The sequence below is a fragment of the Streptomyces sp. NPDC101118 genome (assembly GCF_044759445.1).
In the GTDB taxonomy this organism is placed as follows: Bacteria; Actinomycetota; Actinomycetes; order Streptomycetales; family Streptomycetaceae; genus Streptomyces.
Map to the genome: position 1 here is coordinate 221,744 of NZ_JBIVZG010000013.1, position 13,351 is coordinate 235,094.

The following is a 13,351-nucleotide window of genomic DNA, read 5'->3' on the forward strand; positions in this document are numbered from 1 at the left end:
TTGGAACGGAACGCCAAATACCGCATGACCGGGGCGTGTTCGTTTGCATGTGCGCCCCCCATGGCACCTCTTGCGCGCCCTTCTCGTGGCAGCATGGACCCGAACTTGTCCACAGTCTGTGGAGGCGGGTCGATGCGGTGGTTGGTGGGCTGGAGCAGTATCGCCGCAAGCTTCGGCACGGCCGGGCGCCTGGCCGACACCGTGCGCGGCGGCCTGGCCGACTCCGATGACGCCCCCGAGGACGCCGCCCGCACCCTCCACCCCGTCGGCGCCCAGCTCCTGTGGGGGGACCCCGACCCCCTCTGGGCGGTGGGCGACTGGCGCCCGGACGAGATCCGCACCGTTGTCGCCGACCCGGCCGACCCCTTCACCCGCCTCGCCGTCCTCGGCTGCTGCGGGGCCACCGACGAGCAGCTGCGCCGGGGCCTGTTCGCCGCCCGCGGCGGCGCCCTGCGGCACCTGACGGCCTGGCCCGGCAGCTACACGGCCGTGGTGCAGGCCGGCCGCCGGATCACCGTGGTCGGCGACCTCGCCGGGGCGCGGCCCGTCTTCTACACCCCCTGGGCCAACGGCACCGCCTTCGCCACCGCCGCCCTCCCGCTGGCCGACCTCATCGAGGCCCAGCTCGACATCGGGCACCTGGCGGCCCTGCTGGCCTGCCCCGACAGCCCCGAGGCGCTGGGCGACGGGACCCCGTACGTCGGCGTGCGGCGGATCCCGCCCGGCCACGCGCTGATCCTGCGGGAGGGCTCGCGGGAGATCACCGGGTACGAGCCGGTCGCCTCCCTCGCCGTCGCCGCGCCCCAGGCCGACCCGGACAGGGCGGTCGAGGGCGTACGGGAGGCGCTCGTCGAAGCGGTGCGCGCCAGGCTCACCGCCCCGAGGCACGCTCCGGACACCCTTCCGTACGATCCGGGACCCGTCCCCGGCATGGGACCGGCCGAGCGGCGGGCGGCCCGCGGCGCCCCCGCCCCCGGCATCGGCGCCGACCTCTCCGGCGGCAGCGCCTCCGCGACCCTCGCGCTGCTGGCCGCCGGCCTGCCCGGGGTGCCCGGCACCGTGCTCGGCCACGGCGCGGGCGCGGGCGAGCGGCTGCTGGCCGTCACCTTCAACGACCTGGCCACGCCCCAGGGCCGCGAGGCCGAACTGGAGCGGGCGCGCGCCATCGCCACCAACCCGCGCCTGCACCACGTCGTCGTCGCGGCGGCCGAGGAGGCCCTCCCGTACGCCGAGCTGGACGGCCCCCTCACCGACGAGCCCGGGCCCTCCCTCGTCAGCGCCGCCCGGCACCGCCGCCGGCTCACCGCCGGCAGCGCGGACCACCTCGTCGGCCACGGCGCCCGGCAGGTCCTCGACGCCCACCCGGCCCGGCTGGCGGACCTGCTGCTGGACCGGCAGCGGCGGCACCTGGTCAGGCCGGTGGCCGCGCTGGCCCGTACGGAGCGCCAGTCCCTCGCGGTGCCGCTGACGGTCTACCTGGCGGCCCGGCGGCTCTCCCGCACGACCTACATGTCCGGGATCCGCGACGCCGCCTCCCGGCTGCGCGGGCACAGCTTCGACGACCCGGGCGGCGTGGTCGCCTCCTCGCTGGCCGCGCTGACCTGGTCCCGGCCGGGGCCGGCGGCGCGCTGGCTGACCGGCGAGGCGCTGGCGGAGGTGTCGATCCGGCTGGAGGCCGCGGCCGGCCGCCCGCCGCTGTCGCTGCGCCCGGGGGAGGCCAGGGCGCGGGCGGCGCTGGCCCGGCACGCGGCCGACCACCGGGTCTTCGAGCAGGCGGTGGAGGTGCGCAGCCAGCGGCTGCACGCCCCGTTCCTGGACAACCAGGTGGTACGGGCCGCCCGCGCCCTCCCCGAGGCGCTGCGGGTCCAGCCGGGCGCCCGGGCCTCGGTCCTGCGGGCGGTACTGGCGGGCACGGGCGTGCGGGAACTGCCGCCCGGCTGGGGCGCGGTGGCCGGCGACAATCCGGCGGCCCGGGCCGGTCTGCGCTGGGCCCTGGACGAGCTGCTCGACCTCTTCTCGGCACCGCTGCTGGCGGACGCGGGGCTGGTGGAGGCGCGGGTGGTCCAGCAGGCGCTCGTGGAGGCGGCGGACGGGGCGCCGGTGCCGCTGGACGGGCTGGCGGACCTCGTCTCGACGGAACTGTGGCTCCGTCGCCTCCTGGCGCGGCGGGGCACGTGCTGGACGGGGACGTCGACCCCGCGCCGCCGAGCGGTCCCGACGGGCGTCCCGACCCGCCCGGCCCTCCCGGACCCCGCGGGCATCCCCCGCCCCCTCTGACCCCCACCACGGGCCCGTGGCGCCGCTCCCTCGCGGGCGGCCGTCGCCCCCACCGCCGCGCGGTACCCCAGGGCCCCTGTGCCTGTGCCGGTGCCGGAGGTCCCGTGCGGGTGTGTGCCCGCGGCTGGGGCGGTGCCGGAGGTTCCGTGCGGGTGTGTGCCCGGGCTGTGCCGGTGCCGTCCGTGCGGGTGCGTTGTCTGCGGCCGGGGGCGGTGCCGTTGCGTTGCGGGTGGTTGCCCTGTGGCGCTGGTCTGGTGCCGGCTGCCGGTCTCCCAACGAGGCGGGTGCCGTGCGGGTGCCTGTCCGTTGCCGGGTGCGGCGTGGTTGGGGTGCGGGTGCTCGCCCTGCGGGGCGTTCCCCTCCCAGCCCTGCCTCCGTTCCTCCCCCAGCTACCGCTGGGAGGTGCCCAGGGCTCCGCCTGGACCCCTTACGGGGGCTCCGCCCCCCACCCCCGCTCCGCAAACGCCGAAGGGGCGGCAACGTGCCGGGACGCCGGACCTGCCTGTGGCGCGGAGGGTGCCGGGGCGCTGGATCTGCCCGCGGCGCGGAACGTGCTGGAGGGCCGGACATGCCTGGGGCGCGGAACGTGCCGGCTCGGGAGGCATGGATCTGCCCGCGGCGCGGAACGTGCTGGAGGGCCGGGCATGCCTGTGGCGCGGAACGTGCCGGCTCGGGAGGCGGGTTCGCGCAGCCAATCCAGCTTCGCCGGCGTTTGAGGCGCGGGGGCAGGGGCGGAGCCCCGAGGCATCAGCCACCAGGCACCCGACGTCCGCTGCGGAGCTCAGGGTGCTCAGCCGGCCCGGCGCTTGAGGGTTACGTGGGCTCGCTCCACGCATCTCAGCGCGCCCGGCGTCCGAGGGCTGACCGGGGTCCGGGGCGGAGCTCCGGTTCGGGAAGGGGCGGGGTGGGGAAGCGGCTCCGCGCAGCGGCAACGACCCGCACGCCAATGGCACCGCCCGGCAACGAACCACAGGGGCAGGGCCCATACCCGGCAACGAACCGCAGTGGCAACGGCCGGCACCGCGACGGCGCCGCATCCGGCAACGAACCGCAGTCGAATCGGCCGGCACGGCGATGGCGCCGCGCTCGGCAACGAACCGCAGCCGCACCGGCCCGCCGTACCGGTGCCGCACCCGGCAACGTCCGGCACGGGCAACGGGACCGCACTCGGCAGCCACCCGCACGCCGGCACGGGACCGGCACGGGACCGGCACCCCGGCACTGGCCCCGCGCCCGGTGCGGGAGCCGCTCGCGGCGCGGGGTCGTGTCCCGCAACCGCCGGGCGGCTAGCGGCAGGTGATCGTGGCCCCCGCCCAGTCCGCCAGCATCAGGCGGCCGCGCCATTCCTCGCGCTCCACCACCAGCCGGAGGGACTCGCGGCCCCGGAGCGGGACTTCGACCGGCACCGCCGCGTCGCCGACGGCCATCGCGGGGGAGCGCCACAGGCGCGCACCGTCCGCCCAGACCGAGAACCGCAGCGTCCCCAGCCCCATCGACATGTCGTCCACCCCGACCCGCGCGGAGAAGGACGTACAGGGCCGGTTCAGATCGACGGTCACCGCCGACTTCGAGTGGACGGTGATGCCGTGGGCGTAGTCCCGGCCCCCGACCGAGAGGCCCCACCGCTGCCAGACCCAGCTACTCCGCGCGGTCCGCAGCTCGGGACCGGAGTGGTCCCCGAAGACCGACTGCCGCAGGGACACCAGCTCGTACGCACGCGGCGCGGCCTCCGGCGGCTTCGAGGAAGGCCGGGGCGACGGCTTCGGCGAGGGCCTCTCAGAGGGTTTCGGCGACGGCTTCGGTGAAGGCTTAGCAGACGGCTCCGGCGAAGGAGCCCGGGAGGGAGCGGCGGCAGGCGCCGAGGGTCTGGGGGACACCGGCGGCTTCGGCGAAGCCGGCGGCACCACCACCCGCATCCGCGGCGGGGAGGCGGACGGCCCCGGCGAGGGCGCGGCGGCCGGCGGCTCCGGATCGTCCGGCACCATCGGCGCGGCCGCGCGGGGCGCCGGCTTCGCCTCGGCCTGGGGCTCCGCATCGTCCCCGGCGAAGGCGAACACCACCCCCGCGGCGGTGGCGACGGCGAGCCCCGCGGCGATCGCGGCCTTGGCCGGCAGCCCGAGCCCCTCGGAGGCGGCCCCGGCACCCACGCCGGACCCACCCGCCCCCGCACCACCACCGGCAGCACCAGCCCCACCAGCCGCACCGGCCCCACCCGAAGCCCCCGCGACACCAGAAGCCCCCGAAGCGCCCAGAGAGCCCGCAGCCCCCGCGCCCCCCGCCGCCGAGCCTCCCGTGGCAGCCGCGGCCGCACCCGCGCCGGCGGCCCCGACCGCGCCGGCCGCCTTGACCGCGTACCCGGCGGCGAACCACCCGATGACCGCGACCGGCAGCAGCGCCGGGATGCCGGCGTTGACGTCCTTCAGCTCACCGGCGGCCAGCCGGCACCGCGCGCACTCCTCCAGGTGCTTGCGCAAGCCCCGCTCCGCCCGCATCCGCAGCCCCCCGCGGGCGTACGCGCCGAGCCGGTCGGCGTACCTGGCGCAGTCGCCGCCCTCGGTCAGCGCGGCGCTCACATGGGCCTGGAGGTACGCCTGCTTGAGGCCCTCCCGCGCCCGGCTCGCCAGTACGGCCGTGGCGTTGGGCGTCAGCCCGAACAGCGGCGCGACCGCGCTGGGGGAGGCCTCCTCCACGGTGGTGTGCCACAGCACGGCCTGCCACCGCTCGGGCAGGCTCCGGAAGGCCCGCATGGCGAGCGACTGCTCCGCGTCGTGCATCGCGCGCACGTCGGCACCCAGGTCCAGGGTGTCCCCGGGACCCCCGGTGCCCGGCGCACCCTGCGCGGCCTGCTCGGCGAACAGCGCGAAGTCCTCGACCAGCTGCTCGCGTCTGGCGCTCTTCGTCCATCCGGCCGCCACCCGCCGCACGGTGGTCAGCAGGTAGGCCCGTACGGCCTGGTCGGGCCCGGCCCCGCCGCGCACCGCCTGCAGCGTGCGCGCGAACACCTCGGCCGTCAGGTCGTCGGCGGTGTGCGCGTCCCGGCAGCAGGTGCGCGCGTAGCGGCGCACTCCGTCCGCGTGCCGGCGGAACAGCTCCTCGTACGCGCCGTCGTCGCCGCCGCGCATCCGTGCGATCAAGTCGCCGTCGGACGGCGGGAGTTCCGCGGCCGTGGCGTTGCTGCCGCCGCCGCGCTGAGCGGGAACCTGGCGGGCGGGCAGCTCCTCGGCGCCCACCTCGCTGCCGCCGCCGAGTGACTCGTCCCGACCGTCAACACTCATCGCGGAAGCCCCCGAACGACACATTCCGACCCGTACACCGAGCCAGCGTGGCACACGGGGGCCCCGCTCAGGAGCGCGATGCGCGCCATCCACCCGTCCGGGCACACTTCGGCGGAACGCCGCACCGGTCATCACTCGTTCGAGTGGGTACGCGTTCTACGGCCGGCCCGTCACCCGCCCGGGCCGACCCGCACCGGACGAGGGCCGACCCGTGCCAGGCGAGGGCCGACCCGCGCCGGGCGAGGGCCGACCCGCGTCCGACGAGAGCCGGCCAGCGTCAGACGAGAGCCGGACGAGTGCCCGAGCAGAGCCGGGCGAGTGCCCGGCAGAGGCGGAAGAGAACCGGACGAATGCCCGGCAGAGGCGGAAGACAACCGGAAGACAACCGGAAGAGAGCCGGAAGAAAGCCGGAACAGATCCCCCCGGCCCCCCGCCTCAGGCCCCGCGCGAGCGCAGCCCCTCCAGCAGGATGTCCAGCAGCCGCGCGGAAGCCGCGGCCTGCTGCGCCGGGTCGGGCAGCGCCGGCGCCGCCGTGGCGATCACCAGCAGCACGTCCGCCACCGTGACGTCGGTCCGCAGTTCGCCCGCGGCCCGCGCCCGGTCGACCAGCCGCCCGACGACCTCCAGCAGTGCACCCGCACCCGCGTCGTCCGCCACGTCGTCGGAGGCACCCCGCGGCGCGACGACCCGCGCCTCGGCGGAAGCGGCGCCGCCGCCCACGCCGTCCAGCGCACCCCGCTGCTGCGGCACGCGCGCCTCGTCGGCGCCCTCACCGGCCTCCGCGCCCACGCCGTCCTCGACGCGGACCCGCAGCACCTGCGGCGGCAGCAGCCGGCCGGCACCCGAGGCGACCGAGGTCCGCAGGAAGCGCGACAGCGCCTGCCACGGCTCCTCCTCCTGCCCCAGCGCGGTACGCGCCTGCTCGGTCAGCCGGGCGGTCTCCTCCTCGGCGATCCGCCGCACCAGTACGTCCTTGCTCGGGAAACGGCGGTAGACGGTGCCCACGCCGACCCGGGCGCGCCGGGCCACGTCCTCCATCGGAGCGCCGTACCCCAGCTCCCCGAACACCTCGCGCGCGGCGCGCAGCACGTGCTCCAGGTTGCGCTGGGCGTCGACCCGAAGCGGCGTCGAGCGTCCTATCTGCGACGAGCCGCCCGGGCCCGTACCGCCTGCGATCAGGCGTCCGGCACCCTCGGTCGAGACGGCCGTCGCAGACCCATGGAAATCGGAAATGTTCATATGTTTCCCCCGGTAATCATTCGTCTCCCCCCGGAGACTCCCCGCCTGCGCGCCAGGAGGGCCACGGTCATCTGAGCCCCGGCCGACACCCCGGCGAGTTACGAACATAGTTGAGCCAGAGTCAATTCAGAAGAGGGGGCTCCGCTCGGAGCGACGCCCGATCGGAGCATTCACCCCCACTTTTCCGTTTCCGGCTCCTCCATTCTGCCTGTTCTCCCGCGCTGACCTGCGAACCTTCCCGCCGTACACCCCTTGTTCAGAGCCCGTCGCAGGGATGACCTTCGGTCACACAATCTGCCGGGCCTGTGGACAAAGTCCCGGCCACGTTGCGTCATGGGATGGTGAAGGCTGCATACACCCGGGGAACCGGCCCCGGCACCCCGCCCCGTACGCGCGTCCTCGTCGTCGGCGGCGGCTATGTCGGCATGTACACGGCGCTGACCCTCCAGCGGAAGCTGAGAGACGACGAAGCGGAGATCACCGTCGTCACCCCAGAGCCCTACATGACGTATCAGCCCTTCCTCCCGGAAGCGGCCGCCGGCTCGATCTCCCCGCGCCACGTCGTCGTGCCGCTGCGCCGGGTCCTCGACAAGTGCCGGATCGTCATCGGTGAGGTCCAGCGCATCGACCACTCCAAGCGCACCGCCACCCTCACCACCCTCGCCACCGAGGACGAGGGCACGGGCGCGGTGGAGATGGAGTACGACGAACTCGTCCTGGCCCCCGGCTCGATCTCCCGCGCCCTCCCGGTCCCCGGCCTCGCCGACTACGGCATCGGCTTCAAGACCGTCGAAGAGGCCATCGGCCTGCGCAACCACGTCATCGAGCAGATGGACATCGCCTCGTCGACCCGCGACCCCGCCGTCCGCGACGCCGCGCTCACCTTCGTCTTCGTCGGCGGCGGCTACGCGGGCGTCGAGGCGCTCGGCGAGCTGGAGAACATGGCCCGCTACGCCACGCGCTACTACCACAACGTCAAACCCGAGGACATGCGCTGGGTGCTGGTCGAGGCCAGCGACCGGATCCTCCCCGAGGTGGGGCCCGAGATGGGCAGGTACACGATCCGCGAGCTCCGCCGGCGCAACATCGACCTCCGCCTGGAGACCCGCCTGGAGTCCTGCGTGGACCGGGTGGCCGTGCTCAGCGACGGCGCGCGCTTCCCCACCCGTACGGTCGTCTGGACCGCGGGCGTCAAGCCGCACCCCGTACTCGCCGCCACCGACCTCCCGAAGAACGAGCGCGGCCGCCTCAAGTGCACCGCCCGCCTCACGGTCGACGGCGTCGAGAACGCCTGGGCGGCCGGCGACGCGGCCGCCGTGCCGGACGTCACCGCCGACGAGCCGGGCCGCGAATGCGCCCCCAACGCCCAGCACGCCGTCCGCCAGGCCAAGGTCCTCGCCGAGAACCTCATCGCCTCCCTGCGCGGGCAGCCGCTCCAGGACTACGCCCACAAGTACGCGGGCTCCGTGGCCTCCCTCGGCCTGCACCAGGGCGTCGCCCACGTCTACGGGCGCAAGCTCAAGGGCTACCCGGCCTGGCTGATGCACCGCGTCTACCACCTCAGCCGCGTCCCCACCTTCAACCGCAAGATGCGCGTGCTCGCCGAATGGACGCTGGCCGGCCTCTTCACGAGGGAGATCGTCTCCCTCGGGTCGCTGGAACACCCCCGCGCCGAGTTCGAGATCGCCGCCGGCGGCCGCGCGCGCCCCGACGCCATGGACCTCACGGCCGACTCCTCGCCCGACGCGGGGCGACCAGCCGCGGAACGCGGCGGGGAACCGGCCGGCACCCCGGCGGCAGACCAGACCGGCAAGGGCGCCGCGGCTCCTGCCCCGGACGCCACCCCAGCCGCACCGGCCGCACCGGCCGCACCGGCCACCCAGGCCACCCCGGGCGCCACCCCGCCCCCGGCCCCGGAAGCCGCTCCGGACGCCACCCCGGGCCCGGCCCCGAAGCCGAAGCCCTCCCCAGACCCGGGACCATCGGCCCCGAAGAACGGGAACGACTGATCCGGACCGTCCGGTCGGCCACACTGGACGTGTGACCATAGGTGGGCTCACACCTGCACAGAGTGATCGACGCCCAGCGACGGCCGGCCACCCCCTGGGGGCACTCCCCAGCCCCCGCCCGGGACCATCCCTCCCGGCGGCGGCCGGGAGAGACCGCAGACAGCGACCACGAGCGACACCACGAGGCTTGAACGCAGTGAACTTCACCCGCTGGAGCGCCCGCTTTCCCGGCACGCAGCGGCGCGCCGCGGCACGGACCGAGCACGCGGCCGCCCAGGCCAAGCGCGGCGAAGGCTCCGTGCCCGCGGCCCGCGGCCGAACCCAGGACCCCACGGGGAAGGACCCCGCCGCGGGCGAAGGCCCGGCACCCGGCCGCGACGCGCCACCCTCCGACCTCACCGTCTGCGGCACGGCCGGCGCCGCCGGCATCCCGGGCGGCGGGGGCACCGCGCTCCTCACCGTCCCCTCCCTCGACGAGCTCTCCGTCCGGGAGGTGCTCGGCCGCCTCCCCTCCCTCGTCGCGCTCGTCTACGGCGCCGACCACCGCACCGCGTACGTCAACGACGCGTACGCCGCCGGCTTCGGCCCCCGCCCCCTCGGCGTCCCGGCCCGCGAGGCCCTCCCCGAGCTCGCCGAACTCGGCCTGCTCCCCCTCCTCGACCAGGTGCTGCGCAGCGGCAAGCCCCGTACGGTCAAGAACCGCAAGGCGCCCGGCGGCACCTCGTACACCGTCACCTGCACCCCGGTCACCGGCATCGGCACCGAGCCCGGCACCACCGCGGAGGACGATCCCGAGGACAGGGGAGACAGGGGAGACAGAGGAGACAAGGGCGCCGGCGTCCTGGTCCACCTCGCGGACGTGAGCGACCACGCCGAGGCCGTCGAGCGCCTGCGCGCCAGCGAGCGCCGCCAGCGCGAGGCCGCCGTCACCCTCCAGCGCTCCCTGCTCCCGCAGGAGCTCGAACAGCCCGACGACCTGCGCATCGCCGCCACCTACCAGCCCGGCGGCACCGAGGCGGCGGTCGGGGGCGACTGGTACGACGTCATCACCCTCGGCGCCGGCCGCACCGCCCTCGTCATCGGCGACGTCATGGGCCGCGGCGTGCGCGCCGCCGCGGTCATGGGCCAGCTGCGCACCGCGGTCCGCGCGTACGCCCGCCTCGACCTGCCCCCGCACGAGGTGCTCCAGCTGCTCGACGGCCTCGCCGCCGAGATCGACGCCAGCCAGATCGCCACCTGCGTCTACGCCGTCCACGACCCGAACGAGGGACGGCTCGTCTACGCCTCGGCCGGCCACCTGCCGATCCTGGTCCGCGACGAGGACGGCACGGTACGCCGCGCCGCCGACCCCACGGGACCGCCCCTCGGCACCGGCGGCTGGCTCCACTCCTCCGGCACCATCGCGCTCGGCCCCGGCTCCACCGCCGTCCTCTATACGGACGGCCTCGTGGAGCGCAGGGGAGAGGACATCGACGAGGGCGTCGCCGCGCTGGAACGCGCGCTGTCCGGGGCCAAGGGCACCCCCCAGGTGATCTGCGACCGCCTGATGCGCGCCCTCGGCGTCGGCGCGGACCACGACGACGACGTGGCGGTCCTGGTCCTCCAGCACCCCACCCGCACGGGCCCGGACGCCGAGCTCTTCCACAACGCCGCCCTGGAACTCCTCGGCGGTGTGGAGGCAGCCCCGCGCGCCCGCGCCTTCGCCCAGGGCGTGCTCGCCTCCTGGCGCTTTCCGGTCGAGCTGTGCGACCTCGGGGTGCTGGCCGCGAGCGAGCTGGTCGCGAACTCCCTCCAGCACGGCACGCCGCCCATGCGGCTGCGCCTGCGCCGCACCGACCGCCGCCTGATCATCGAGGTCACCGACGGGGACGACCACCTGCCCAGGCGCCGCCGCGCCGAACCGGGCGACGAGGCCGGCCGCGGCATCTCGATCGTGGCGACCATCGCCTCCTCGTGGGGCTCGCGCCGCACGCCCGGCGGGGGCAAGGCGGTCTGGTGCGAGTTCGCGCTGCCGGAGGACTGACACCCGTACGCCGCCCGGGCGGCCGGGAGCAGACGTGAAGCGGGCCCCCGCACCGTCAAGGTGCGGGGGCCCGCGTACGTCATCGGTACCGATCTGCCTACGCGGAATCACGCAGGCGCCGGAGGCGCGGCATGCCAGGTCAGGCGGCGACCGGCTCGGCGGCCGGGGTGTGGGAGGCCACCACCCGGCTCTGCACGGACAGGGACGGGTTGTCCTGGACCGGCGTGAGCTGCCTACCCAGCCGCAGCGCGAGCCATGCGATGCCGAGCGAGACCAGGACGAAGATCCCGATGTAGAGCATCGGCAGCCCGGCACCCAGCGGCACGCCCAGCGGGCCCAGGGCCAGCGCCATCTGCTTCACCAGGGCGAAAGCGGAGTTGTACTGCCCGACGGACCCCTCCGGGGCCAGGTCGGCCACCAGCGGGGCGACGGTCGGCGACAGCATCGCCTCGCCGATCCCGAAGAGCGCGTACGTCGTCACGAACGCGGCGGCGGCCATGGTGGCGCTGCCGTGCCCGAGCCCCGAGAAGCCCGCGATCACCCAGGCGGCGGTCCAGATCAGGCCGACCAGCGCGATGACCCGGCTCCGGCGGCGCTTCTCGACCAGCCGCAGCACGGCGAACTGCGCCACGACGATCGCGCCGGTGTTGGCGGCGAGGGCGAAGCCCAGGGTGGACGGGGAGATGCCGGCGGCCTCGGTGCCGAAGGCGGCCAGGCCCGACTCGAACTGTCCGTAGCAGGCGAAGAAGAGGACGAAGCCCAGCACGCAGAGCTGGACCATCGCCTTGTGGCGCAGCAGCCGCTGCCAGCCGCCCTTGGCGCCGGCGTCCTTCGGGACGGAGCCCTTGAGGGCGGGCGCGTGCGGCAGCCGGACGGTGGCGATGACCCCGGCCAGCACCAGGAACATCACGGCCTCGATGGAGAAGAGGAGGACGAAGCTGTTCGGGTGGTTCTCGTCCACGATCTGGCCGCCGAGCAGGCCGCCGATGCCCAGGCCCAGGTTCTGCATGAAGAACTGCAGGGCGAAGGCCCGGGTCCGGGTGGCCGTGGTGGAGCACCAGACGATCATGGTCGCCAGCGCGGGCTGCATCGCGGCCTGGCCGGCGCCCAGTGCCAGCGCGGACAGCAGGATCGGCACCACACCGGTGGACAGGCCGAGGGACAGCGCGCCCAGGGAGGCGACGACCGCGGCACCGATGACCACCGGCGACGGACCGCGTCGGTCGATGGCACGGCCGACGAAGGGAAGCGCCACGAGGGCGCCCAGGGCGAACGCGATGAACGCGCACGTGGCCCACATGGAGCCAAGACCTCGCACCTGCGCCACGTAGATGTAGAGGAACGGAACCGTGAAGCCGATGCCGAACGCCGTCAGTGCGTTGCCGGCCTGGATCCGCCGCATCGCAGCGCCCATCACCCTGGTCACTTTTCACCTGCCCTAGTTCTGTCGTGAAGACTTCAACTCTAAAGTTCGATGCTTAACTGTACACATCGAAGGAGTTAGACGCCAACGGGGGCGTGTCATACTTCGCGACATGGGTGACACCCCCGACACAACGGGCCTCAACGGGATCAGCGAGCCGACCCTCGACGAGCAGATCGCCGTGTACCAGCGCGAGTTCCGGGACCTCGACCCCCAGGTCGAGAAGGTCGTCTCGGCACTCCAGCGCGTGAACCGCCGGATGAACGTCGCGTACGGCCGCCAGACCGCCGCCCTGGGCATCAGCAACGCGGAGTGGGAGGTCCTCAAGGCCCTCGTCCTCTCCGGCGCGCCCTACCGGATGGGCCCGAGCGAGCTCGCGAAGCAGCTGGGCCTGACGCCGGCCGCGATGACCCACCGGATCGACCGGATGACGGCAGAGGGTCTGGTGACGCGGGAACGCGACGAGACCAACCGCGTCCGCGTGATCGTCGAGCTGACCGACGAGGGCCGCAGCAAGTGGCTCGACGCGATGCGGATGGCGACGGTCTTCGAGGAGGAGCTCCTCCAGGACCTCTCCACGGCGGAGCGGGGCGTCCTCGGCGACATGCTGACCCGCCTGCTCGCCCGTGTGGAGGAGACCCAGGCCCGGGGCTGATCCCGGGCCGACCCGGGGTTGACACGACCCCTCGGGGTCCGTAAGGTTCTTCGAGTTGTCACGGGGCCGGAACGGTTCTGCGACAACGATCCCGCCGCCATGTTGCGGCAACCCAACTCAGCACGATCTCCCACCGGGAGTGAATTCGGCGTGCCCGAATTACTTTCGAAGACTCGATTTCGAGTCGCCCGGGAAATCCGCTAGAGTTCGGGAGCCGGAAGGGCCCAACAGCCCGGAAGGCAAAACCCGCTGACTGGGAGTCAGGCCCGAAAGAGTCTGATAGAGTCGGGAACGCCGAAGGGGAAAGCGACGGAAACGCCGCAGGAACCGGAAAGCACCGAGGAAATCGGGTCGGAAAGATCTGATAGAGTCGGAAACGAAGGAAGCGCCCGGAGGGCCCGGAAACGGGAACAAAGGAAGCGACCGCACCTTGAGAACTCAACAGCGTGC

The 13,351-nt window shown here is 74.6% G+C and carries 7 protein-coding genes; 4 read left to right on the forward strand and 3 right to left on the reverse strand.

Features of this window, described 5'->3' with window-relative positions; translation table 11 throughout:
- Nucleotides 1–132 precede the first annotated feature (132 nt).
- Nucleotides 133–2,277, forward strand: a complete 2,145-nt coding sequence (locus tag ACIQUQ_RS22035) for an asparagine synthase-related protein (protein ID WP_403978305.1) — start codon at nucleotides 133–135, stop codon at nucleotides 2,275–2,277.
- A 1,286-nt stretch (nucleotides 2,278–3,563) separates the two neighbouring features.
- Here the strand turns inward: ACIQUQ_RS22035 and ACIQUQ_RS22040 are convergent.
- Together ACIQUQ_RS22040 and ACIQUQ_RS22045 are read right to left on the reverse strand one after the other, a co-directional pair.
- Complete coding sequence (locus ACIQUQ_RS22040; protein ID WP_403978308.1) at nucleotides 3,564–5,552, reverse strand: sigma-70 family RNA polymerase sigma factor; 1,989 nt, start codon at nucleotides 5,550–5,552, stop codon at nucleotides 3,564–3,566.
- 435 nt (nucleotides 5,553–5,987) lie between these two features.
- Nucleotides 5,988–6,791: a TetR/AcrR family transcriptional regulator gene (locus ACIQUQ_RS22045; RefSeq protein ID WP_403978311.1), complete on the reverse strand. Its 804-nt coding sequence runs from the start codon at nucleotides 6,789–6,791 to the stop codon at nucleotides 5,988–5,990.
- 338 nt (nucleotides 6,792–7,129) lie between these two features.
- On the opposite strand from ACIQUQ_RS22045, the gene ACIQUQ_RS22050 reads away from it, so the two are divergent.
- Together ACIQUQ_RS22050 and ACIQUQ_RS22055 are read left to right on the forward strand one after the other, a co-directional pair.
- Nucleotides 7,130–8,800, forward strand: coding sequence for an NAD(P)/FAD-dependent oxidoreductase (locus ACIQUQ_RS22050; RefSeq protein ID WP_403978313.1), 1,671 nt, complete (start codon nucleotides 7,130–7,132; stop codon nucleotides 8,798–8,800).
- A 196-nt stretch (nucleotides 8,801–8,996) separates the two neighbouring features.
- Nucleotides 8,997–10,823: a SpoIIE family protein phosphatase gene (locus tag ACIQUQ_RS22055; protein ID WP_403978346.1), complete on the forward strand. Its 1,827-nt coding sequence runs from the start codon at nucleotides 8,997–8,999 to the stop codon at nucleotides 10,821–10,823.
- A gap of 139 nt (nucleotides 10,824–10,962) precedes the next feature.
- Here the strand turns inward: ACIQUQ_RS22055 and ACIQUQ_RS22060 are convergent, their stop codons facing one another.
- Nucleotides 10,963–12,237: an MFS transporter gene (locus ACIQUQ_RS22060; protein WP_403978316.1), complete on the reverse strand. Its 1,275-nt coding sequence runs from the start codon at nucleotides 12,235–12,237 to the stop codon at nucleotides 10,963–10,965.
- 121 nt (nucleotides 12,238–12,358) lie between these two features.
- Here ACIQUQ_RS22060 and ACIQUQ_RS22065 point away from each other — a divergent pair, with 121 nt between their 5' ends.
- Nucleotides 12,359–12,901 (forward strand): MarR family winged helix-turn-helix transcriptional regulator, encoded by a 543-nt coding sequence (locus ACIQUQ_RS22065; RefSeq protein ID WP_403978319.1) that lies wholly within the window; start codon nucleotides 12,359–12,361, stop codon nucleotides 12,899–12,901.
- Nucleotides 12,902–13,351: the final 450 nt, after the last annotated feature.

Excerpts from the sequence above, each read along its gene's own strand:
- ACIQUQ_RS22035 (WP_403978305.1), top strand. The coding sequence starts at position 133 with ATGCGGTGGTTGGTGGGCTGGAGCAGTATCGCCGCAAGCTTCGGCACG.
- ACIQUQ_RS22040 (WP_403978308.1), bottom strand. The coding sequence starts at position 5,552 with ATGAGTGTTGACGGTCGGGACGAGTCACTCGGCGGCGGCAGCGAGGTG.
- ACIQUQ_RS22045 (WP_403978311.1), bottom strand. The coding sequence starts at position 6,791 with ATGAACATTTCCGATTTCCATGGGTCTGCGACGGCCGTCTCGACCGAG.
- ACIQUQ_RS22050 (WP_403978313.1), top strand. The coding sequence starts at position 7,130 with ATGGTGAAGGCTGCATACACCCGGGGAACCGGCCCCGGCACCCCGCCC.
- ACIQUQ_RS22060 (WP_403978316.1), bottom strand. The coding sequence starts at position 12,237 with ATGGGCGCTGCGATGCGGCGGATCCAGGCCGGCAACGCACTGACGGCG.
- ACIQUQ_RS22065 (WP_403978319.1), top strand. The coding sequence starts at position 12,359 with ATGGGTGACACCCCCGACACAACGGGCCTCAACGGGATCAGCGAGCCG.